The organism is Parabacteroides gordonii MS-1 = DSM 23371 (assembly GCF_000969825.1).
GTDB classification, from domain to species: domain Bacteria; phylum Bacteroidota; class Bacteroidia; order Bacteroidales; family Tannerellaceae; genus Parabacteroides; species Parabacteroides gordonii.
This window is the reverse complement of record NZ_KQ033919.1, coordinates 1,586,556-1,611,475: the sequence shown is the minus strand read 5'-3', so window position 1 is coordinate 1,611,475 and position 24,920 is coordinate 1,586,556. Positions and strand designations below refer to the sequence as shown.

Here is a 24,920-nt window from a genome sequence, read left to right as displayed (position 1 = left end):
AGTATTACTTTTGTGCTGAATATGGAAAAGAAGATACACGACAATGATCTGGGAACCATCCTTCTCCGTACTACTCCGCGAGCTACCCGCTATACGTTGAAAATATCGAAGGGAATGATCACTGCGACTATGCCGGTAGGTGGCGACGAGCGCAGGATGCTGGCTTTTATAGAAGAGAACCGGCAGAAACTTCTTGCGGCATTGAAAAAGCACCCGGCACGTCCGTTGCTCGATGAGACGACGACGTTGCAGGCTACTACTTTCAAGCTGGAAATATTCTGTACCGACCGTACCAATTATTATATGACGCTGAAGGATGGCATCCTTCGTATAGCCTGTCCCTCCGGAACCCGTTTCGAGTCGGAAAAGGTGCAGCAACTATTGAAAGACCTGTTGGAAAAAGCGTTGCGCCATGAGGCCAAACGCCTGCTGCCCGACCGTTTGATGACATTGGCCGCCAAACATAACTTTACCTGTACGGGAGTGCGGATCATGAACAGTAAAGGCCGTTGGGGAAGTTGCAGCACCCGGCGGACGATCAACCTCTCCCTCTCCTTAATGCTGCTCCCCTGGCATCTGATCGATTATGTATTGCTCCATGAACTCTGCCATACGATCGAGATGAACCATAGCGACCGCTTCTGGAAACTTCTGGATAGCCTGACAGACAATAAGGCACTGGCCTTGCGGAAGGAGCTGAAGAACTACCATATGTTTTAAACTCCTCCTTACTGTGCCAGCGAGAACCTCAGGGCAACGCCATAATTGGAGTTGCTTGTCGGGTAGGATGCGTTAGAGATCAGCGGCTCATTGATCTGCAAGTCATAGAACGCACGCAGGGTCAATGCGCGGCTCAATCCGTAATCGGCAGAGAACTGGATCGTCTTGGCAATGTTACCGCTGGTGGCCTGTGTAAAGCTATCTTCGATCTTACGGATCAGCGACTGCATCTTGTTGTATGAGAAGTCGAGACGCACGGTCAGGTCGTTGCTGAAGTCGCGTGTCTTTTTCATCTTCAGGATCTTGTTGAACTCGGCGAACTTATATCCCAATCCGATCGTATATTTGTTGGAAAGCGCTTCCACGATCTGGTAAGATGAAATGTTCAGGTTCAGATTGCGTGAAGTCGAATAGTCCATGCGGATCGTGATATTGTTCAGCATCGTAGCGTCGACACCCAGCAACGGGTTGAAGCTTTCGTTAAGACTGACGGATGATATTTCGTATGGAGACGACGGTATTGCCAGGTTATTAGAACCTTGTGTAAATCCGAGGTTGTCGCCCAGCCCGCCGTCTACCCAGGTAGAATAGGAGTTGTAGGAACCGACATTATATGTACACACATACTGGTGACTCAGCATAACGCTCTTGAAGTGTTGCTTTATAATCGGAATGCGAACCAGTCCGTCGTAAGTGATACGCCAGTTCGGAAGCAGATTGCGGAGAGCCGGGAAGGGCGACGACGAAATCTTATTCGGGTCTTTTCCTGTATAAGCAGCCAGGAAAGCCGGAATCAGCACGTCGGCCGAGTTCTTATTGACACCACCGCCCTCGTATGCTTGTCCGCCTTGTCCGTTTTCAGTCAGGAAGCCTTTATTGGGATAGGTGGTTCCGTTGTACCGGTTTTCAAGACGGTTGGCTATGATCTCACGGTTCTCGATGAATTTGTTGAATACGTCCGAAGCATAACCGTTATCGGCATTGCCGCTACCTTTAAAGAAGCCTTTCAAACCGATGGTTGTCATCAGGAAGTTACCGCCTGTCTGTTCGGTCATGTTGTCGTACGCATATTGTATTTCGGTACTGCGGGTATCTACCCGGTTTGCATTCAGGTCGATCTTCAGGCCGGTTATCGGTTCCAGGTTTGCCCGTATATTCAGATTCTTGGCACTGCTTATTACGGCAGGGGTTATGTTGTTGGGGTTGTCGTCGACCAGCCAGCCACGTTCTTTGGCATCATCTATATAGCTGCGGTTTACGGCACCGAAGGCAAAGCCCAGACCGGGCGACAAGACACCCGCCGATCGTCCCTGGCCGAAGATGTCGCCAATCATCGGACGGAATCCGGGGATCATCATACCATCGGTTGTCTGGTACTGGATATTGATACGGCGTACCATCATCAGGAAGCGTGAAGCGTGTTCGGCTGTTTTATACAGGAAGTCTTCGGTAGCTTTGGGGCCCGGTTTGATCGTCAGTTTCAGATGAGCCGTATCCTTATTGAGGATCATTACCTGTGCGTAGTTGATCGGTTTGTACTTGATGGCGTAGACTTTTCCGTCGGCTCCGCGTGCGGTGATACGCACCTTTTTAGTGAACATACCGTGTTGAACGACTGTTCCGCTATCCATATTCAGTTGGATGTCTTTCTCCAGTTTGATCTCTTTTTGCTCCTTCTTCTTGGTCGACGTACGGGTGGCGGAGAACTTTTGGTTCACCTTTTTCAGGAACTTGTTCTTGTTGTAGAGCGAAAGCATGTTCAAGCTGTTCTGCATATCGATCTGCCGGTTGTTCTTGATGGTGTTACCTATTTCGTAAGTGGACTCTACCTCGGCTCCGCGATCCCAGTTATACTGCGCATTGTAGGTCAACGAGCTGTTAACCCAGTCGAGCACGGGGATATACTGCAAAGGCAGGTTCCAGGTCACGTTGAATGTCTGGTCGTACTTCATCGGCGTACCCAGGTCGGCGATACTCTGCTTCACGGAGTCTTTCCAGATTTCGTATCCGTTCGGGTTCAACTCTTTGTTCACCTGCTGGTACGGTTCTTCGATACGTGCATTCGTACCGGAAGTGAATGTCATATTCAGGTTGTTGGTGAAGTCCCAGCGCAGGCTGAAAGCACGATCCCAGTAGAAAGTCGAGCTGAAGGATGCCTCCGGCTTATAACCCGTATCTTCCAGGTCGCGAAGTTGCAATTCGTAATAGTTGCGCATCATGGCAGTCTGGAAGCTGATGTTCGACGGAACATAGTTCAGGCTGAATTGCTTGATATAACGGGTGTACCCGTTGCTCTTCTTAAGCTTCTGGAACGGGCGGAAGGGCTTTACGTACGGGGTATAGCTGTAGGCTAAGTTTCCGCGGTAATCCTTGGTCGTTTCGTATTCTGTTTCCGGGTTCTGTGTTTTAGTCTGACTGAAAGAATAGCCGAACGAGAAGTTGGCCGGGTCGTAAGGCATCGGGTTCTTGCTGCGGATATCCGCTTTCACGTTGTTGAACGAGATACTTTTAATCACGGTTTTATCGACCGAGAAGTTCTTGATCGAGTCTTTCTCGGCTTTTGTCTCTACTGCATCGAGGGCATCTTTTAATTTGATATCCTGATCGAGCGGGTTGTACTGAGGCTTGGTCATTTCTTTCGAATAAGCGTAGTACATCGGGATGCTTACTTTCGCCTTTTCAGGGAAGAATTTACCCCATTCGATATTGGTTGCAATATTATACTGTGAGAAGTCGTCGATACGGCGTTCGGACAAAGACTGGTCGAGCGCACCGAAACCGGCTGTTTCGATACGTCCACCCACGTTCACTGTTCCGAGGTCGGACACAGCCACGTTGAGGTTGGCATTGGCAGCCCATCCGCCTGACTCGTTGAAATCTCCCAGACGCAGTTCGTTTACCCAGACTTCGGCACTCTTCACCGTTGGTGATTCGTTACGAACACCGATCATGATGGTTTTCACTTCTGCCAAGCTCGGGTTTCCTACAACGCTTATGTAGTTAAGCCGGTTATTAGGGTCGGGCATTTTGTAAACGGTCTGGAAGTTTACACCGCTTACTCCCTTACGTTTAGCAGCATTGCGCTCCAATTTCATGTTTGTCAGTGCTTCAAGAGAGATATTCATTGTGTTGCCGTTTGGGGTTTGCCAAACCTCTTCGGCTGAGAAGCTGTTTTTTCCATCTCCGGTATAATTAGTTAGTTTTAGTGGAACTGAATATTCGTAATAGTTGTTCTTATAGTCGGAACCCAGACGGATGAATACGTACATATCATCATCAGCTGGTGTGTAAGGATCGCCGTCTTTTAACTTTTCTCCGTGGATGAACATTTGCAGTTGCTTATACTGGCGCAAATCATAGGAAGTATTCTTGTACACGGCACGTGCATCATACGGTGAAAGTTCGGTTACTTTCATCGATAGTGCCTGTTCGTTTTGGTATCCTATATTAGGTTGTCCGGTCATAATTTCGCGGCTTACTCCCGGCGGTGTTATATAGTTGACCGGTAAACGTGTACTGTTCTCTTCAAGATTTACTGACGAAACTTCCAATGTGCCGTTTGATTGTACCGGCACTTTTGGGTCTGACAAGTCTTGTTCGTACGAACGCCAGTCGCCACGAACCAGTTCGAACGAACCGAAACGGAGTATGGTCGGTTGCTTAAAGTTCGTCATATACATACGCATGAAGCGGATACTCTTGAAGTCTGTTATGGCTCCGACACGGCGGTTATATTGTTTTACCGGTATCTTAAAGAGGTACCATTTTGCCTCTTTTCCCTTCTTGCCATTATCATTCGAACCATCCGGTACTTTAGGATAAGTCTTTTTTATATCTACAATGTAGTTTGATCCGACTTCAAACTTATCCGGTATGAGAGATATTTTATATTCGAAATACTTCTCATTCTTGTTCATGGTATTGTCCTGGTTCAGGTCTTCCACATCCGGGTTTTTAGAGGCGGATGTATCATATCTTTCTCCGTTTTTGCCTGTTTCTGCAGAGTTCCCTTCGGTACCGTTGTAGCGTTTGTAGCGTTCGAGGATACTTAGCCATTCGTTATCAAGGTCTGCCCCACGGAAATAACGATATTTATCTGTCCCCGGATTGTTGAGTGGAGAAAAGGGGTCACCCTCCATCTTTGTGATGGCTCCGGGAGACAGCTTAGTTTTCAGTTTTTCGATAAATTCCTTGTAAGTGGGATATTCAAGCTCTTGATCTGCTGATAAACCGTTTAAACCAACGTCCTGTTTATCGCGTGCTCCGGCTGTATTGTCGAAAGCATAGACAGTACTTTGCTGCTTGGGAACAAGACCCCATACGGTAGAGTCCACCTTGCTCTGATCTCCGTCGAGAGGTAAACCATTCTCAAAGAACTTTCTTCCGTCTTTCAGAACGTCTTCAGATATTTCACCCAGGTTGAAATAAAGATCTCCTCCGGTATTAATCTTGTTTGAATCTTCGAGGAATGGGTCGAGCATCCAGAACTCGATATATTCTACGTTGGCAGTTTCGAAGTCGCTCTGATCTATCTTACGCATAATACCGCCCCAGCGTTTTTCGGGATTTTGCAACGTACCGTCCTGATTAACCTGATCTGCGTCCAGGTTGTACGGGCCGCGCTCATTGGGATAAAATGCCAGGTTGAGTGCATTGATCGTACTGGTTTCATTATATCCCAGATCTTTGTCTGGGAATAATTCGGATACCTGTATTTCACGCACATAGTGATTGGATAGATCTATTTTTGATATATACGAAGGACGCTGGCTGGAGTTTCTACGGGTAAACAAACCGTCTACGTAATACCAGGCCAACAAGGCACGGTCTTTACCATATGCAATATCGTTTGTCTTATCTGCATCGGGGAATAAAGCAGTCGCCTTGTTGTCGTCGGTTGGTGTACTGGCCAGCTTCCAGGGATAAGGACTCAGCAAGTCGTAGCCACTTTGGGTCGCTTCGAAATCGTCGATATAAGAATAACCTCCGTTTTCTTTACTTTCGTAGTGGCCGGCAATCAAATGCGCAAACTCAGCATTAAATGCAATTTGACTGGGTTGTGTAAGAGTGAGCAGCGGCAGCTTGTCGAACATATTAGTCAACCACTGGCTTTCTGCCTTGTAGGAGGTGTTCAACCCCCACAGTGTATTTTTGATGGACTCGTCACCGATCGTTGTTTTGGTAGTCAGTGGCATTTCCGACATGTGCATAATGGTAGCTCCCAATGAGAAATTGGGGTTGAACTGGTAATTCAGATCCAATCCTACCATCGTCTTTCGTTGCATGCTATAAGCCGTCTGGTTTTCCAATGTTACGCTGACAGGAGTTCCCGCAGAGATAATACTTTCATTCAGGATGGTAACGGTACCGGATGTATAATCGACCGTATAGTCCACGTTTTCGGTTAAGACAGCTCCGGCAGCAGTTACACGTACCGATCCGCGTGCCACGTTGCTGGCACCCAATTGTATTTCGGCGGCGGAAGAAGCTTTGTATTCCCCCGTCATCTTAAACTTGTTCTTTTCGGCTATCTGCCGGGCAACAGTCTGAGTCGAGTCGTATAGTTCCTGGAAGACATATTTGTCTGCAATAGCAGCAGATATGTTCAGGTCTGTCATTTTCTTCTTCAGGCTCGAACCGAACGGTTCGACGCTCGGGAATATGACTTTACCAGTCTCCGTTTGAATGGTATATCCTTCCACAAAGTCGAAGAAACCGTCTGAATGTTCCTGATTCTGAGAGTTCAGTCGGTCGGCCCCCATGATGCGGATCCATATTTGCTTTGGATTAGTCGATTCGGGCAGATAGTTCAGGTAGGTTCCTGTCGTATCGCTTTGATACGTCACATCCAGACGGAACTTCTCTTTCTGGACGGAGTAAGCCCCCAACGAATAAACGTTTTTCATCATCAGCTTCCAGAACTTCATGGAAGGGGTCATGTTCGTATTTTTCAATAACTTTACGAAGATTGCCTGGCTGGGAGTGATATTGGAGTCATCCGAGAACTCTCCGACTCTTTTGGTTTTCTTTGTTCCCCCGTCTGAATATTCATATTCGTAAGCAACAGCCAACACATCACCAGGCTGCAGGGTCGTTTTTAGCGAGATATACCCTAACTGCTTGTCGTATGTGTATTCCGAAGCATCCAGTAAGCGGGCACTTTCCACCTCCTCATAATCAACTCCACCGACAAGGTCGGAAAGAGCTTGCTGAGCTTGTGTGATGTCACGGGCGCCACTATACCGACCCTGCAATTGGCTATACAAGGTGTTGGCATCATTGGCCGGATATTGGGGCATGCCAACTACTGTAAATTGGTTGTTGTATATGTATTCTTTATTGTTCTCCGCCAGGTCGGTGAAAGCAACGATATTGCGTGCCTGATCGTAATTACCTCTTGTATTGGTTACCCATACCTGCATGCGGGTGATTGTAAGAGGAGCGTTGATCTGAGGTAACTTTGCAACGGCGTTATCATAATTATGATAGAAGTAATGCGCCATGAAGAAGTGGCGGTTCTCGTCATACTTATCAATTGTCAGTTCGAACGGTTTGGTTTGTACGCCACCTTTCGAGTTTACGGTTTTAGACTCCGACTCCTGCTGTGCGAATAAGGCGTTCACCCTCAATTTACCGAACTGAAGGTCTGCCTTCATACCGAACAAAGCCGCTCCACCGTTTATCAGGGAGTTGCTGGTAGTCATCGATACGTTACCGGCTTCCAGCGACTTGATGATCTCGTCTTCCTCACCCGTATAGGCCAGCTTCAGCTTTTTAGAGTCGAAATCGAACGAAGTCTCTGTATTATAGTTCATGTCGAAGTTCACTTTCGAACCGACGCTAGCCTGTACATTCAGCTGTACGCTCTCATCGAAGTTAAAGAAAGTGCGGCTACGAGCCCGTTCGGGAAGTGAAGGGTCTTGCGTACTGTTACGTTTCAGCCCCATCGTAACCTCGGCCGATCCCTGTGTCTTTACGCGGACACCACCGGGGCCGAACACTCTTTCTGCCGCACCGATACCGAATTGCATATCAGCCAGGTTGAACTTCTTGTCGGCTTCTTTCTGAAACTCCTCCTCATTCTTCTGGCGGTAGTAGGAGCGGAGCGACTGCTGCATGCTATAATCCTGGTACTCCTCGGGAGTCAGGGAGATAGGTGTAGTCAGGTCTTTGTCTCCCAAGCGGGTGCGAACGACATACGAACCGGTCTTAAGATCATATTCAACGGCTGTTTTTACGTTCTCCGGGTCGCGTAAGTCCATCGGTGACTTTTTCGTCAAATCTTCATAGTCCTGTGGTACGGTTTTGGAAACTGGGTAACGGGTTGCCGGTACGGTATCTTTCCCGTCGGGCATATCCTGTTCGTCCAGTAGCTGAATATCCGGCAATGTAGCCGTATATGTCAGGTAATCGGCATTCAGCGAGAGCATGCTGACCCCGAATAGCAGTATGGTTACCCAAATAAGATATTTAAGAGTTTTCTTTTTCATTTCAAACTGTCAACTGTCACTTGTAAGGGTTGTTTGCGAACCGCCCTCCCTGTCAACTATTAAAGCATTCTGAGTGCACTTTTAATCACTTGTTCCACAGCCAGCATAGGCGAACTTTTCAGTATCGAGCTTACTGCCTTCTGTGAAGCTGTCTTTTGGAATCCCAACATAACCAGGGCGGCAACTGCTTCTTCGGCAACTGCTCCGTGGCCGGGTGCCGGAACTGCTGTGCCTCCAACTGCCATATCTCCGGCCTTTACCTTGTTTTTCAGGTCTACCAGGATGCGTTGGGCTGTTTTTTGTCCGATACCTTTTACAGAGGTGAGTGCGGTTTCGTTTTTGGTAGCTATCACCTGTATAAGTTCGGAAGGGGGAAGTGACGACAAGATCATGCGTGCCGTATTGGGGCCGACTCCGGATACCGAAGTCAACAGCAAAAACAACTCGCGTTCTGCTTTCAGGGCAAATCCGAATAATAGGTGGGCATCTTCACGTATCACTTCATATACGTAAATTTTCCCGGAAGGTTTTCCGTTGAATGCGCTGTATGTAGTCAGAGATATGTTAAGTTGATAGCCGATCCCGGCACACTCAATAATCATTTGCGTAGGAGTCAGCTCTACGATATCCCCCTTAATATATTCTATCATTTTGCGTTACATCTTTGTAATTCGTACCTATTATAACGCAAAATTAAGCAAAAGCGTATATCAGACCTAAAGAAATCTTCAATAACGTGAATAATTATTCTCTTCCGGGGTATTCGGCAACGAAGGTTTCAAAGCAACCGCGGTCTTGCAGGGTGACGAAGCAACGGCGATTATCCGCACCTCCGAAAGTTATGTTGGAAGGTTTTTTGCCTTTCAGCCGTATTTCGCGGATCAGTTTACCCTTCGGGTTGATAACGGCTACCGTCCCTTTATCATACCGGCAGAGATATAAATTCCCTTTTACATCACAACGAATGCCGTCCATCCCATAACCTTCGAAGGTATGGAAAAGCTTTTTGTTCCTGAGTGTCCCGTCCGGCTGTATATCGTAGACCCATACTTTCAGTTGGGCAGACTCGTTGACGTATAATTTCTTCCCGTCGGGGCTGACATCGATCCCGTTGGTCGTCCCCAGGTTACTACCGAGCAGGGTTACTTTCCTGTCGGGCGTGATCAGCCAGAGCTGTCCTTTCCCGTTCGGCCAGTCCGGATCGCTGGCATACAGGTTGCCGTTGGGAGCCAGGGCGATATCGTTGGGCTGGTTCATTTTCGGTTCGTGGGCATATACGCTGACCTCTCGGGTGTTCATATCCACTTTCAGGATGTTATGCCCGGTATAGTCGGCCACCAGCATATTCCCTTCCCTGTCGAACCGGATACCGTTGCCGGTAGATCCTTCCGGTAAGGTCACGAAACAATCGTGCGACCCGTCCGGACGTACGATACCGATCGTCCCCTCTTTGGCATAATTCACGGCATACAGGTTGCCGGCCTTATCTGTGGCGGGGCCTTCTATCCCGTTGGTGAACGTCCATTCGGGAAGCAGGTCGGTAGTGTCCTGTGCATGGGCTGTCAGGGGGGCAAAGAAGCAACCGAGGATAAAAAGAAAGATTGCAGGTGTTTTCATGATTATCTATTTTATTGTTTCCAGAAACCCGGAACGAGTAAAGTCAATACCGTAAATATCTCCAGTCGCCCTGTCATCATCAGGAAGGAAAGGAACCATTTGGAAACGACCGGCACTTCAGAGAAGTTATCGACCGGCCCCAGTTTCCCAAGCCCCGGCCCCACGTTGCTGATGGCGGAAACCGCCGCCCCGATCGATTCCTCGAAACCCAGTCCGTCGAGCATCAGCACGATACAGCTCACAACGATCAGAAGCATATAAGCTACCGAGAATGCCAGTACACGGTGTACTATTTCGCCGGATACGATATGTGTATCCATCCGCACCGGAATGATCGCGTGCGGATGGGTCTGCTTTTTGAATTCATTGAACAGGTTTTTAGAAAGGATGGCAAACCTCCCCATTTTTAAACCGCCGCAAGTGGAACCAGCACAACCGCATATAAACATCAGTATCAGGGCAATCATCCAGAAGAACGGTCCCCAGGGAATATAATTGTCTGTAGCAAATCCACAGGTAGAGACTAATGTGACCACCTGGAATGAAGCCTTTCTGAAAGCCGATAGAAAGTCGGTCGCAAACCCCTGATACATCACCCAGGCCGTAGTAACGCCGATCATGATAGCCACAAACCAGAAGAACCAGCGGAACTCTTCGTCATGGAACAGCTTCTTTACATTTCCGTTGAAACAGAAGTAAATCAACGTCATGTTAGTTGCCCCGATAAACATGAATATGGTAATGATATACTCTATATAGGCAGAATCCCAGTAAGCGATACTGGCATTTTTCGTTGAGTACCCTCCGGTTGAGATAGCCGTCAACGCATGGTTGACAGCATCGTATAAATCCATCGGCCCTACCCATAAAAGGCCGATCAGAAGAAGTGTAAGGAATAAATAGACACCCCAAAGCCGTTTGGCAACCTGTGTGACACGCGGACGAAACCGTTCGTGTGTAATACCTGGTGTTTCCGCATTGAACAATTGGGTAGCTCCTCCGCCTAAAATAGGCATCAGGGCCACTGTAAAAACAATCATTCCGATTCCCCCTTGCCATTGGGTGAGACTTCTCCAAAACAGAATACCTTTGGGGAGGGTTTCTATATCAGTAAGGATAGTTGAGCCGGTGGTTGTAAATCCTGACATCGTTTCGAAGAATGCATCCGTTACGTTGTCTATATATCCTCCCAGGTAGAAAGGGAGCATACCGAGCAAGGAAAAAAGTATCCAGGTAAATGTTACCGTAAGCATACCTTCACGTCGTCCGGCAGAATATTCGTTGGCACGGAAACCGATCGCATAAAGCGCTACGCCCGTTCCGAACAAAATGCCACAGGAAATCAACAGGGGATACAGGTCGTTCCCCTTATAAAGAAATGCCACCACCGCAGCCATCAGCATGAACAGCGTTTCGAGGATGCACATCATCCCCAGCATTTTTATTATGAAACGTACATTCAGTAACATACTAATTAAAATAATCTTCCAGTTTGCGCATGGCCGTTTCCAGGCAGAACACGACAACATGGTCGTAAGCCTGTATTTGGGTATCTCCTTTAATCATCATCGGTTCGCCGTCACGCAGCAACCCCCCGAGGGTCAGATCTTTCGGCAGATGCAGGTCTTTCACCTGCTTGCGGGTGATCTTTGAGTCGGGACGGGCAACCAGTTCGGCCACATCGGCATTGGCAAAGGTAAGGAACTTTACGTTCGATACGTCGGCATCCAGCAAGAACTGGTAAATGTGGCTGGCGGCAATCAACTTCTTGTTGATCACCGAGCCGATATCCATATTCTCCGCCAGCGGGATATAATCTATATTCTCGATCTTGGCGACTGTCTTGAATACCCCTTGCCGCTTGGCAGCCAGGCAAGCCAGAATGTTGGTACTGGAGTTGTCGGTCAGGGCGACAAATGCCTGTGCATCCTTGATACCTTCCTGCATAAGCAGTTCCGTGTCGCGTCCGTCGCCATTGATGATCAGCACATTGCTCGGCACGACCTCTGCTATGCGGTGGCTCTTCTCCTTGTTCGTCTCCAGGATCTTGACACGTATATTGTTCGGCAGATACTGGCTCGTGCGGATAGCGATGCGGCTACCCCCCATGATAAAGACCTTCTTTACTTCCGGGTCTTTCTTGCCGGCATGTATCTGTACATCTTTGATATGCTCTTTCGTCGTGGTGAAGAATACGATATCGCCGGGTAATACGTAGTCGGTACCGCGCGGGATGATCGTTTCATACTGCCGTTTGATGGCAACGATATGGTAAAGCTTCTGCTCGTTCAGCAGTTCGGCAAGCTGTTTGTTGACCAGGCGGGAGTTTTCGCGGACTTTTACCCCGATCAGGATTAGGGCACCCCCGAACAATTCCCAGTACTGGCGTGTCCACGGGCGGCGTATCGCGCTGACGATCTCCCTGGCTGCCAGCATTTCCGGGTAGATCATCGAATGGATCCCCAGCTTTTCGAACAGCTCCTTATTCTTTGGTAACAGATATTCGTAGTTATTGATGCGTGCCAGGGTTTTGCGTGCCCCCAGCTTCGAAGCCAGGATGCTAGCAGCAATATTGGTTGTCTCTTCAGGGGTGACACTGACAAACAGATCCGTTTTCTTTATCCCGGCTTCTTCCAGGTCGCGGATCGAAGTCGGATTACCAACCATAGGAAGTATCTCCATATTGGTGTTGGTGAAATTCAACCGTTCCTCACTGGGATCCATCAGAATAATATCCTGCTTCTCCTGAGATAACATCTTCGCGAGATGTGTACCCACTTCGCCTGCCCCGGCAATAATAATTTTCATTTTGCTACTTGTTAATCATTTCCCTGTCGTCTCTGCGGCAATGATCTGTTAATAATTAATCGTTCATCATCTTCCGGATCTCTTCCGCGATGCTTCCGGCATTCAAACCGCACAGTTCGTACAGTTCGGGAATAGATCCGTGTTCAATGAATGAGTCGGGTATACCGATGCGTTTTACCCGCGGGGTATATCCGTTGTCTGCCATGAATTCCAATACGGCACTGCCCAATCCGCCTTTTACCACCCCGTTCTCTATCGTGATGACGCGGTTGAACTTCCTGCCTACTTCATGTAATAACTCCTCGTCGATCGGCTTCAGGTAGATCATGTCGTAGTGGGCAACCGATATGCCTTCGCCTGCCACTTCGCTGATCGCCTTTATCGCTTCATTCCCGATCGGCCCTATAGATAAAACAGCTATATCGTCTCCTTCGTTCAATAGTTGACCTTTTCCGATAGGCAACACCTTCATTTCGTTGCGCCAGTCCTTCATTTCTCCCTTGCCACGCGGATAACGGATCACGAACGTACCCGGAGCCTCTTTGTAGCCGGTATACATCAGGTTTCTCAGATCCAGCTCATTGAGTGGGGAGGAGATTATCAGGTTGGGGATCGGGCGCAGGTAAGCCAGGTCGAACATACCGTGGTGCGTGGCTCCGTCTTCGCCGACCAAGCCGGCACGGTCGAGACAGATCACCATGTGCAGCTTCTGCAATGCGACATCATGGATCAGGTTGTCGTACGCACGTTGCATGAACGATGAATATACGTTACAGAAAGGGATCATCCCCTCTTTGGCCAAGCCGGCGGAGAAAGTCACCGAATGCCCTTCCGCTATCCCGACGTCGAATGCCCGTTTGGGGAATGCCTTCATCATATGGATCATCGAGCTGCCTGTCGGCATGGCGGGAGTGATCCCCACGATCCGTTCGTCCTGTTCGGCCAGTTCCACCAATGTATGCCCGAAGACATCCTGATAGAGCTGCGGCTCGTTGAGGTTGTGCACGATGATGCGCTGGCCGGTTTCCTTGTTGAATTTGCCGGGTGCGTGCCATTCGGTGGCCGACTCTTCGGCAGGTTTGAAACCTTTCCCTTTGGTTGTCTTGATATGCAGCAGCTTGGGGCCCTGCAAATCTTTTATATCGTTCAGCAACTTGATCATATAGTTTACATCGTGCCCGTCTACCGGCCCGAAGTAACGGATGCTGAAACCTTCAAACAGGTTATGTTGCTGTGTAAGTAATGCTTTCAGGCTGTTGTTGAAGCGGATGATATTACCCCGGCGGTCGTTGTTTATCAGCTTCATCTTTTTCAGTCCGCGATACACGTCGTAACGCATCTTGTTGTATGTCTGGCTGGTGGTGATGTCAACCAGATACTGGCTCAGTCCGCCCACGCAGTCGTCGATAGCCATATCGTTATCGTTGAGGATGATCAGCAGGTTGTTCGGGTTGGCCGAGGCATTGTTGAGGCCTTCGAAAGCCAGTCCGCCCGTCATGGCTCCGTCGCCGATCACGGCTATTACGTGACGGTTGTTTTCTTCTTTCAGGGCCGAAGCGACCGACATTCCCATCGCTGCCGAGATCGAGTTGGACGCATGCCCGGCAATAAAAGCGTCATAGGGGCTTTCTTCCGGATTGGGGAAACCGCTTATGCCTTTGAATTTGCGGAGTGTATGAAAAGCTTCCCTGCGTCCGGTCAGTATCTTGTGTCCGTAGGCCTGATGTCCCACGTCCCAGACGATCCGGTCGTAAGGGGTATTGAATACGTAGTGAAGAGCCACGGTCAGTTCCACCGTTCCCAGGCTTGCTCCCAGGTGTCCGGGATTTTCAGAAAGTATATCTATTATGTATTGACGCAACTCTGCACATACCTGTCCCAGCTTTTCCTGAGGCAACTGGCGTAAATCCTCCGGATAGTTAATGACGTTCAATATGTGTTCATCCTTGCTCTCTGCCATATCTGCTAATTTTGTGGCAAATGTAAAGAATTAACGGCACATAAAATAGTTTTAGCCGGGCATTTCTTTGACAGGATGATTAAAATGGGCTTCAAAGATAGCCCGTCTGCTGAAGCAAACGGCAAATAAAACAGCTATAACTTCATATTTGAAACTTCTGTTTTTCACCCTGAAAACGGGCTAAATACCGCCTTTTAACAAAAGACTACAAAAACTTGAAAAAATGGGTGCTGATACACAGTGTATTAAGAAACGCATGCGCGTACATATCTATATAAATAGGGGTAGTCTGAATAGGGGTGTGATCTTTTGAATAATAAAGTGTAAGGTGCAGAAAATGGATGACTAGTTTTATCGTTCCTTTTTTCTAGTCATGCAAAGGTATTGCTAAATTTTGAATCTGCAATCCTTTTAAGAATTATTTTGTCTAATCTATCTGCTTTCTTATCAACCGGATAGCAAAGTTAGTATGAAATTCCCTCTTTTTTACACGAAAGTAATTGACCCTCCAAAAAATGACTAGAAAAAAGGAACGTTTTGGCTAGTCATTTAACAATTGCCAAACGTATCGAATCTAAGATTAAAGAGCTTTTAGGAACACTATTATTAATATTAAAATTTAAATTTATGAACAAAAAGTTATCTCTGATGATGGCTGCTCTTATTGCAGCCGGGTATTCTGTGACGGCGGAAGCGGGGATCTACAAGGTTACTGCGGCTGGTGAAGTCGTAAGCGGGCAAAAGTATGTGGTTGCTGTAGATAAAGACAACGCTTTGTCTGCTGAAGGTGCAGCTTTGTCTACTAAAGCATTTGATCCTGCCAGCAATGACTTCTTATGGATAGTTGATGGTAGCACAGATTTTAAACTAAAGAGCGTAAGTAATGATGGTAAATTCGTTACACAGAATACTATTACTGCTGCTTTGGGAGAAGATGGAACCCCCGCTGCTGCTCTATTTACAAACGCTACTAGAGCTTCAGAATTGAAGACTGCAACTTCTGGTGCTACAGATTTTGTAATAACTGGTACTCCTGCTTTTGCTGATGGATCTGGTGCAGATGCTTTCCTTCATATTGCCACAACTCCTCTTCATGCAAAAACTGCTGATGGTAGTTTTGTTTACGTAACAATCGACGGTAAGTATGCGGTTTGTACAGGAACAACAAATGTGATCTATCTGGATGGAACAACTATTGCTATGTTAGGCTTGCAGGATAAAGCGAAGTTTACGGTTTCTGCTGATGGTGAGATTTTGTCTGTAAGTGAAAGTGGTTATGGTATCAGTCAGATTAATACATCTGCAATCACTCTTACAAATACAAATCCTCCTGCTATTGAAAAGGATGCGAACAACGCTGCAAATGATCAGGTTTATACAACAGTCATTTCTTCCGGTGTATCATCTAAAGTAACTGATGCATCAACATTTGCTCTTACATCAACCGCCCCTTCTGAAGCTCCTCAGGTTCCTGCCGGTGCTCTGGCATGGACAAACGGAACGACTGGAGTGTTGTATGTTAATCCGGCTGGAGATGCTACTACTGAAAAAGCTGTTAAAAATGACGGAACACTAGAAAATTCAGGTGTAGGCAACGCTGCCCTGACAATCAAATTGAATGCAGATGGTTCTTACTCTTTGTTCGATGGTAATGCTCAGGTGAAACTGGCTAGCGAAGTTTCTTTCAATATTGTAAAGGAAGGCAATGGCTTTATAGCAAAAAAAGCCAGTGGCGAATTTTTGACAATTAAAGGTACAACTTTGGCTTGGAAGAATGCTAGTACTATTTCTGATGAATCCGTAGCTGTTTTCAGCTTCTCAAAAGGTACTCTGCAAGCTATCTCTGCTGCTGACTTAGCTAAGATCGAAAACGGTGGTATTACATTAACCGCTTCTTACGATAATGGTAAAACTGATATCAAAGGTAATCCGTTTACAGGCTTCCTGACTGTTGTTGATCTGGGTGGTAACAATTTTAACTTGAAATCAGGTAAAAAGTTTATCATTGGTAGAAAGGATATGATTGAAGGCGCTGGTACTGTAGCTTGGGGCTTTACTACTGTAGATAAGCTTTCTGATATGAAGGATGGTGACCTGGCTGTATTTACAGCACAGACGTATGCAGGTGAAGTAAATCCTTCTGAAGTAGTTTTGACTTTAACTGGTACTGGTACTGCCGGAACAGTAGGTTACTATAAAGTTCCTGATGCTGTATATATGGGTGCTGGTGCTAGTCCTAAAACTGTTACATTCTCTTTGGGCACAGGTACATTGGCAAAATGGCAGGATGTTCTTCAGAAAGGTAAATTCTTTACTGTAGAAAAGATCAGCAACTATTCAGCAGATAATGCAAAAGCTGAAGGTTACCTGGTAGCTACAGGAAAAACTAACACAGCTTATGGATACAACAAGACAGTTCGCAACGTATTGGAAGGCGAATGGGCATTGACATTGAACGATGCTAAAGATAAGTATGTACTGACTAACCGTGAAACTCCGGAAGTTACATTCGAATTTGTTGGTGTAAACTCACTTTACACAACTACTTCTGAATATACTTACGTAAGCGGTGCAGACAAATACATCATTACTCCGGTTGCTAACCACGCTGCAACAGATGGTTACAAGACACTGGATCAGCTGGAAATGCAACGTTTCAACATCGGTTCTTATGCAGGTGTTTACGATAATACTGCCTGGTTTACTGAAAACCACGGTGAAGATAAAGATGCTGAATATCACGTAATCGGTTTGAACATTGATCAGGAAGAAGGTTTGATCTATGAAGCAATCGCTCACGATCAGAAGCGCGACAAAGATCATGCTGTTACAGATTCTATTTATGTAGTTAGCACAATCGGTTATTACAACGCTGCTATCAACAATTATGATGAAGTTCTTGATACACTGAAAGTGGTTTCTTATACATTCAAGAACCAATATAACGAACCGTTGTATGTAAAGGCTGCTGATGCAGACTTCTCTAAGATCACTTATGTATCTTCTGCGAAAGATGTAACTAAAGCAACGAAGTTTACACTGCGTCTGGATACAGACAATACTTTGAATTTGCGTCCGGTAGACCTGGATGAAACAACAGGATACAACACATTTGACACATCAAAAGACTTCAACAAAGCCTATGCAGGTTCTTCATTGAACAAAGGTCTGGTTTCTTCTACCGATCTGTATGAAAGAGAAGAAAACGACCGCTTTGTAGTAGCTCCGTTGGCTTATGAAATGTATCGTCGTTTGGAAAATGCAGTTCAGGGTACTTCTCTGGATACAATCTCTATCTTCCGCGAAGGCAACAACAAGGAAGTATTGTTCGAAAACGGCCAGTTCCTGGGTATGAACAATCAGGTTCAGTTCCCGGCAATCGCTCCGGCAATGGTTGTAGATAGCGCTTATGCTCCTGCAGATACTTATCGTCCTCAGTATATGTTGATGGTTGAACCTAACTATGTACCGGCAGGTAAATGGTGTCCGGAACATGGCTTCAACCCTGGTTGTTCTCACGAACAGGATATTGAAGGTTACACAGAAGGTCGTTACCTGGTGAACCTGAAAGATACAGCTATTGCATGGGAAGATGCAAACAAACATGGCGGTATCAATCCGTATACAAACACTGAAGGTTATGTGAAGTTGGCATTCGTTCCTGCTAAACATATCAAAGATACTCTGATCATTAACAGCGATAACAACAAATTGACAGTAAACACAGCTGCATTCAACGAAGCTAAGTTTGCATTCCGTTATGTAGATGCAACAGCTAAGTCATTTGTTATCGAAACTGCTGATTTCAATCTGACAGGCAAAGATGCTGGTAAGATCAAAACAACTCCGGGTTACCTGAAATGGATGAACGGTGTGATCGTAGTGGTTGACAATATCAAGAATGCTGACGTTTACAACATGACTGAAGATTACGAAGGTAATCCGACTGCAAACGAAGGTATCAACGCTTCCTCTGTATCAGTTATCGCCGGTAACGGTGTTGTAACTATCAACGGCGCACAGGGTAAGAAAGTTACTATCAGCAACGTTCTTGGTCAGACAATCGCTAACGCAGTTCTTTCTTCTGACAACGCTACAATCTCTGCACCTGCCGGTGTAGTAGTGGTAGCCGTAGAAGGTGAAGCAGCTGTAAAAGCAATCGTAAAATAAGAAACTATTTATAATCAATAAATTTTAGATTGACTGCGTGGTGATATCGGACAAGAATAAACCAAGTATCCCGTGAGGGCGAACAAGCGGTCAATATTAATACTAAAGTAATGAAATAAAGTTCTTCTGTTCGATCTCTGTGAAGAGCAAAAACAGACAAAAACAAGCCTCGGAGGATTCGTTCTCCGGGGCTTCGTTATTAGAAATGCAGCTATCCGGCTGTATCATATAAATTAAAAACAAATTGTATATGAAAAAAAAGTAGAAGCAGACCTGATCAACCAGGCCATTCGCGAGTTAAGGGAAAATTGTGAGATACTTGAAAAAGATCTGCACGAAGTAACGAAGAGTTGCCGGAGTATTAACAAACTACTCGACCACGCTATCATCGAACAAGATATGGTAGAGGAGGAAAAGATCATTTTCTGTGGCGAGACAAACGAGTTTATCAGGCTTATCTACCCGCTATTGAGCAGCAGGAAGTGGAAAGTAAACGGTACGTCGAAACTGAAAAAATTCCTGCGGGCTATCGACGAAGTAGTCAGGATCAGGTACGACAAGAAAAAAGACTACCTCAAGTTCGACAGCCTGGTAGCCGCCGTGAAAGAGTATATCGACAAGAATTTTCCGAACGATGCTTTTTCATAAGAAAACCAAAAAGTCAGGAAGCCATCCAATGGTTTCCTGTACCTTCGTTTCATACCGGATAGCCGGATAACTATTAAATTTTATACGCTATGATTGAAGCAACCTTGTTTACCAATTTCAGAATTTGCGGAGGAAATATGCCGCTGTTTACTATTCTCGACGATATCCTTTGCGGAAAGTATGAAGTCCCTGTCAATCTCCATCGTGCCGCCCTGCAAGCCGGCGACACGTCGACTGCCGAACGCATCAAGAAAGCATTGCCGGCCTTTACCGTATCGGCCACCTACCGCAACGCCCGCCGCATCGAGCAACTGACGGGATATAACCCCTTGCAGATACTCGATATCGACAACCTCGACCCTGCTGATATTTCCCGCTTGCGCAAACAGGTGAACGACGCCCCCTATACGGTTTGCAGTTTTCTGAGCCCCGGTGCAAGAGGGCTGAAGATTATCGCTTACACGGCAGTCGATATCGAACTTCACCCCCGCAACCACCGTGCCATCTACAACACCCTGAAGGAATGGTACACTGACCTGCTTAAAGTAGAGATCGACGCTTCGGGTAGCGATGCCGGACGGCTCTGTTTCGTTTCGTATGATCCGGAGTTATACCTCTCGCCCCGTTTTACCGGATGGCTGCGTACCGGGGAAGGGTTGCCCGACGGCCTGCCTTTGCTCACTCCTCAGGCCAAACGCCCCAGGAAAGCGGCTGTCCCTGCCGATCCTGCGAAGCTACTGGCCGCTGCCCGCAAAAGGATGGACAAACAGGAAGCTTATTGCGAAGGCAACCGCAACAATTATGTCTACCGCTTTGCCTGCCTGTGCAACCGTATGGGTGTCCCTGCGCAGAACCTGGTGGACTATTGTACGGCCAATTTCGCTGATCTCTCGTCCGAAGAATGCAATAACGCGGTGGCGAGCGCCTGCAACAACCGGGAGGAATACAACACCCTTCCCCAGAAGGTGAACGGCAAAAAGGTGGAAATGATACAACAATACCTGTCGGAGTATTTTATGTTGCGTAAGAATGTGGTGCGCGGTATGATCGAATACCGGGAGAAGCGGAAACGGTATAAAGAGTATCTTCCCGTCACCGATTATTGGGAGAATACGGTCTGGTGCAACCTGCAATTGCAGGGTATCTTCTGTAAGATCTCGGAATTGCGCTCGGTGATCCATTCCGATTTCAGCAAGGAATACGACCCGTTCAAATCTTATTTCGGTAAACTGCCTGCCTGGGACGGGGAGACCGACCATATCGCCCGGCTGGCAGCGACCGTCAGTACCAACCGCCCCGAATATTGGTTGAACTGCCTTCGCAAATGGCTCGTGGCAGTGGTGGCCTGTGCGATAGACGAGGGGAAGGAGAACCACACGGTCTTGCTGCTGAGTGGCGACCAGGGATTGGGTAAGACCACCTGGTGCCGCAACCTGGTACCGCCCGAACTGCGCCGCTACACCTACTCCGGCAACCTTGATCCGGCTTCGAAAGACAGTTCCCTCTTGTTGAGCGACTGCATCCTGATCGTCCTCGACGAGCTATCGGGGCAGAGCCGCATGGAGCTGAACCGCCTGAAGGCGATGATCACGAAAAATTACGTACGCGAACGCCGTGCCTATGCCCATAACGCCGAGACGTACGACCGCCGCGCTTCCTTTGCTGCCACGGTCAACGACAGCCAGGTGCTGACCGACCGCACCGGTTCGCGCCGTTTCCTCTGCTTCGAGGCCAGCCGGATCGACTACCTGAGCCCGGTCGATTACAAGGGTGTTTATGCGCAGGCGCTGGCATTGTATAAGGATGGTTTCAAGTTCTGGTTTTCCGATTCCGACATTGCGGAGGTGAACCGTAACAACGAGCCTTTCCAGCAGACGAGTCCTGAGGAGGAGTTATTTTACACTTTCTTCCGTAAACCGGTTCGTTTTGAGCATCCGCAACTGCTTTCCAGCAGCGAGATTATCGCCAAGATAGCCGAAAAGACGCGTTTGCCTATCACGCCGATCAATGTGAATAACCTGGGTAAGATGCTGAAAAGGGCGGAGTTTGAATATACAATCCGTCGCGGTACCCGTCTTTTTTCCGTGATAGAGCTAACCTTCGACGAAGTAAAGTCCGTGCAGCTGGGAATAACTTCCTACGAAAACAACAATGAACAAACGCCGGAAAACCAGCCGGATAGCACCCCGCAAAATCCCCGCGATGACACCAAATCTCCCGACCCTTCTCTTCCTTTCTGAACCGACGGGGTGGAGGTGGTGGAGGAAAGATCGCTTTTCCGTAAACTTCTGTATGTGGACTATCCATAATTCCCGTTATCCCACGTTATAAAAGCTCCCGCTACCATACAGAAGTCACGGGAACCCATCCCCCAACCTTCACCACGTCCACCCTCGCCATAGCTCCCGTCCTGCCTGCTTCCGCCCCCGTCCGAAATAAAATAGCTCCCGACCCCTATTTTCTAGTTCGTGTTCAAGGTTCCCCTAAATGTTCTACGATACAGGCCACCTGTTTCGGGGTGAAGCAACGTATGCCGGGATGGTAGCCCAGGGCGGCTAGCTTTTCTTTGAGGATGCCATGATGGTTGATCCAGCGGCGGAGTTGCATGACGGCTCCGCGATGGGAAAGATGGGGGTTGTATAGTCCGGCCAGTTCGCCGACACCGTAGGCGCGGATGACGAATGCTTTTTGTTCCATGATATCGTTGTTTGTTTCTATAAATATACGCATTAAAGATAAGAATAACAAGGCTTTGAATGGATTTAAACGAAATAAAGTGCTGTCTTGTCACGTTCGGTCACATTGGGCATCAGCAGGGGTGCCCGGTTGTCGTATCTTTATATTGTAATTAATTACAACACAATTCATTAATCATTAAAAACAATCACGTTATGGCAGTAAAGTATCATTTGGTTCTGAGAAAGAACATGAGTAAGAATGTAGAAGCAGGAAAAGAGAAACTCTATTATGCGCAGACGCGGGCAACCCGTACCTGTTCGTTTGAAGAGTTATGTGAACTGATCGCAGAGAGTTCCACGGCTTCGAGTGGCGATGTCAAACTGGTTCTCGACCGTATGAACCTGTTTGCGGCAAAGGCGCTCGGGCGCGGGGAGATGGTGCAATTTGGGGAACTCGGCAACTTCCAGTTACTGCTCGGCAGCAAAGGGAGTGTCACTGAAGATGATTTTTCATCCACATTACTAAAGAAGCCCCGCCTGCGTTTCCGGCCCGGCTCCCTCTTGCGTAACATGACGCAAACGGTCAAAGGGGAACGTACGACCCTCACGCCTACCACTCCGCCCGCCGGTGGTGGGGAAGACGATCGTCCTGTAATCGAATAATAACCGCTAACCCTATTTACCAATGGACAAACAGAGATTTGTAGAATTTTATTTCCCCGCCGCACGTATGGCGGGGAATCTGTACCGGATCAATCCGGTCGTCATCCTCGCACAGTCGGCCATCGAGAGCGGCTGGGGTGAGAGCACGCTGGCGCAGGAGTATAATAACTTTTTCGGACTGACGGGTTACGGTGTCGTCAACGCCTACTGGCATGGCGGCAAGACCGACCAGGGGAAAAACGGCCTTTTATTTCGCCGCTATGATACCGCTGAAAACAGCTTTCTCGATTTCGCCCGCCTCATATCCACGGCCTACCGCCCGGCCGCCACCGTAAGCAACTTCCCTGCAGCCTATGCCCGTGAGATCGCTTACAGCCGCTACATCAGTGAAGTGAACGGTGACAACAGGGCTGCTTATGAGGAAATGCTTACCCGGATTGCACGGCAGATCGCTCCGCTGGTCGACGGGTTGTTGCGGCAGGAGGAGTTGTAAGGAGGGTGGTAAGGTTCGAACATTTTTTATTAATCATTTAAAATCAATCAGTATGAGTAAGTTGAAGTCTATTTTTGAGTTTATTATGGCGTTGCTGGGGTTCTTGTTGGATTTCGGGAAGAAAAGGAAAGGGGGATGATGGGGATAGGTTGTATTTCCCCTTCTTAACAGGTTTATCAACAGAGTTATCAACAGGTTAATTAGCTAATAATCTTTTGGTTGATTATTTTGTGTGATAGTTGTAAACAATAGCGGGTAATCTAGTTGTGAATAACTTTGGCAGGTTATAAAAGAAAAACAGCTTCAGAATAAATCTGAAGCTGTTTTCTTGGTGATCCGCCTGGGGTTCGAACCCAGGACCCCATCCTTAAAAGGGATGTGCTCTACCAGCTGAGCTAGCGAATCATCATTTGCATACTCTGTATTGCGGTGTGCTTTACTTCTGTATTGCGGGTGCAAAGGTAGGGTTTATTTTTGAATTTGCAATAGCAAGGGCGAATATTTTCAAAAAAAGTGCAATTATTTTTCTTCCGGCGGTTGATTATCGGCTGGGGAAGGAGGGATGATATCCTCTTCCAGCAAGATAAAACGCTTATAATAAGACAGACAGAGTGTCGTGAGCGGTAGAGCGATGATCAGTCCGATAAATCCCAGTAAAGTTCCCCAGATGGAGAGCGAAAGAAGGATAATGGCCGGATTTAATCCCATCGCCTTTCCCATGATGCGCGGGGTGAGGTATAAATCCTGTATGCACTGCACGATCCCGAGCACCAGCAGACCCAGTCCGAAGATGATCCAGAAGTTTTGCCCTGTCTCCGCCGATTTAAGCAGGCTGAGGATAATCATCGGGATAATGCCGATAGCCTGCAAATAGGGGATCAGATTCAGAACGCCGATGAACAGCCCCAGCGTAACGGCCAACGGGAACCCTACGATCTTGAAGCCGATAGCCAGCAAGACACCGACACATAAAGCAATCAGCGACTGCCCACGGAAATAACGGTTCATACTCATCTCCACATCATCGGCCAGCCCTTTCACAAAGGTGCGCTGGCGGGCGGGGATCAGTTCGATCCAGCCGTTGGCGATCTTTTCGTAATCGAGCAGGATAAATATGAAATACAATAATATAACGAAGATGATCGTGATGCTGAACAGGATGGAGAAGGTGTTCGACAGGATGCTCCACACCTTCGGCGCCAGCTGTTTGATCGCATTCTGTATGTTTTCGCGGCTGAGCAGCTCCATCAACTGGTTGATATCGACATTCGTTTCAAGATATTCGATCCACGACTCGGGAATAAGCGGGACATGACCGGCACCCGGGTTATGCGTGCGCATCAGGCTCAGTGTCCTGTCGGCTTCCTGGGCGACGGACGGTACGACCAGGGCAGCAGCCAGACCGATCACCAGCGAAGCGGAAATGATAACCGCAATGATCGCCAGGATACGGCTTTTCAGTTTGAGCTTGTATTGGAAAAACTTTACGAAAGGTTGCATCATATAGGCCAGCAGCCAGGCGATCAGGAAAGGAAGCAGCGCATTCCGTAAGACTGTGACCAGATAGAGCAATCCACCGATGATCACTATGCTGAAAACAATACGGGCCACCCGGTCGAATGTAAATGGTCGTTGAAACAATGAGTTCATATTATAATTTTTATCTTTGCCTG

The 24,920-nt window shown here is 47.5% G+C and carries 14 protein-coding genes and 1 tRNA gene; 6 read left to right on the top strand and 9 right to left on the bottom strand.

Annotated features, from left to right (window positions below; genetic code table 11):
• The first annotated feature begins 21 nt into the window (after positions 1-21).
• Positions 22-720: a M48 family metallopeptidase gene (locus tag HMPREF1536_RS06505; protein ID WP_028727128.1), complete on the top strand. Its 699-nt coding sequence runs from the start codon at positions 22-24 to the stop codon at positions 718-720.
• 8 nt (positions 721-728) lie between these two features.
• Here the strand turns inward: HMPREF1536_RS06505 and sov are convergent, their stop codons facing one another.
• From sov to dxs, 6 genes are all read right to left on the bottom strand, one after another.
• Positions 729-8,210 carry a T9SS outer membrane translocon Sov/SprA gene (sov, locus tag HMPREF1536_RS06500; protein WP_028727127.1) on the bottom strand — a complete coding sequence of 2,494 codons (7,482 nt, stop codon included), beginning with the start codon at positions 8,208-8,210 and terminating at the stop codon, positions 729-731.
• Between the two features lie 59 nt (positions 8,211-8,269).
• Positions 8,270-8,860 (bottom strand): Holliday junction branch migration protein RuvA, encoded by a 591-nt coding sequence (gene ruvA, locus HMPREF1536_RS06495; protein ID WP_028727126.1) that lies wholly within the window; start codon positions 8,858-8,860, stop codon positions 8,270-8,272.
• Between the two features lie 94 nt (positions 8,861-8,954).
• The gene (locus tag HMPREF1536_RS06490; RefSeq protein ID WP_028727125.1) at positions 8,955-9,827 is read right to left on the bottom strand and encodes an SMP-30/gluconolactonase/LRE family protein; all 873 of its coding nucleotides are present in this window, start codon (positions 9,825-9,827) and stop codon (positions 8,955-8,957) included.
• Between the two features lie 11 nt (positions 9,828-9,838).
• Positions 9,839-11,296: a TrkH family potassium uptake protein gene (locus HMPREF1536_RS06485; protein ID WP_028727124.1), complete on the bottom strand. Its 1,458-nt coding sequence runs from the start codon at positions 11,294-11,296 to the stop codon at positions 9,839-9,841.
• A gap of 1 nt (position 11,297) precedes the next feature.
• The gene (gene trkA, locus HMPREF1536_RS06480) at positions 11,298-12,635 is read right to left on the bottom strand and encodes a Trk system potassium transporter TrkA (RefSeq protein WP_028727123.1); all 1,338 of its coding nucleotides are present in this window, start codon (positions 12,633-12,635) and stop codon (positions 11,298-11,300) included.
• 55 nt (positions 12,636-12,690) lie between these two features.
• Positions 12,691-14,595, bottom strand: coding sequence for a 1-deoxy-D-xylulose-5-phosphate synthase (dxs, locus tag HMPREF1536_RS06475; protein WP_028727122.1), 1,905 nt, complete (start codon positions 14,593-14,595; stop codon positions 12,691-12,693).
• 627 nt (positions 14,596-15,222) lie between these two features.
• Between dxs and HMPREF1536_RS27845 the strand changes: the two genes are divergently transcribed.
• The 3 genes from HMPREF1536_RS27845 to HMPREF1536_RS06460 all read left to right on the top strand — a co-directional run bounded on the left by HMPREF1536_RS27845 (position 15,223) and on the right by HMPREF1536_RS06460 (position 21,653).
• The gene (locus HMPREF1536_RS27845) at positions 15,223-18,765 is read left to right on the top strand and encodes a DUF6383 domain-containing protein (protein WP_181988961.1); all 3,543 of its coding nucleotides are present in this window, start codon (positions 15,223-15,225) and stop codon (positions 18,763-18,765) included.
• 399 nt (positions 18,766-19,164) lie between these two features.
• Complete coding sequence (locus HMPREF1536_RS06465) at positions 19,165-19,413, top strand: hypothetical protein (protein WP_052349801.1); 249 nt, start codon at positions 19,165-19,167, stop codon at positions 19,411-19,413.
• Between the two features lie 89 nt (positions 19,414-19,502).
• Positions 19,503-21,653, top strand: a complete 2,151-nt coding sequence (locus HMPREF1536_RS06460) for a VapE domain-containing protein (RefSeq protein ID WP_028727119.1) — start codon at positions 19,503-19,505, stop codon at positions 21,651-21,653.
• Between the two features lie 232 nt (positions 21,654-21,885).
• Here HMPREF1536_RS06460 and HMPREF1536_RS06455 read toward each other — a convergent pair whose 3' ends face one another.
• Positions 21,886-22,110: a DUF4248 domain-containing protein gene (locus HMPREF1536_RS06455; protein WP_028727118.1), complete on the bottom strand. Its 225-nt coding sequence runs from the start codon at positions 22,108-22,110 to the stop codon at positions 21,886-21,888.
• A gap of 194 nt (positions 22,111-22,304) precedes the next feature.
• Here HMPREF1536_RS06455 and HMPREF1536_RS06450 point away from each other — a divergent pair, with 194 nt between their 5' ends.
• Positions 22,305-22,754, top strand: coding sequence for an HU family DNA-binding protein (locus HMPREF1536_RS06450; protein ID WP_028727117.1), 450 nt, complete (start codon positions 22,305-22,307; stop codon positions 22,752-22,754).
• A 22-nt stretch (positions 22,755-22,776) separates the two neighbouring features.
• Complete coding sequence (locus tag HMPREF1536_RS06445) at positions 22,777-23,247, top strand: glucosaminidase domain-containing protein (protein ID WP_028727116.1); 471 nt, start codon at positions 22,777-22,779, stop codon at positions 23,245-23,247.
• Positions 23,248-23,576: 329 nt separating this feature from the next.
• Here HMPREF1536_RS06445 and HMPREF1536_RS06440 read toward each other — a convergent pair.
• Positions 23,577-23,652, bottom strand: a tRNA-Lys gene (locus tag HMPREF1536_RS06440).
• 114 nt (positions 23,653-23,766) lie between these two features.
• Positions 23,767-24,897: an AI-2E family transporter gene (locus tag HMPREF1536_RS06435; RefSeq protein WP_028727115.1), complete on the bottom strand. Its 1,131-nt coding sequence runs from the start codon at positions 24,895-24,897 to the stop codon at positions 23,767-23,769.
• Positions 24,898-24,920: the final 23 nt, after the last annotated feature.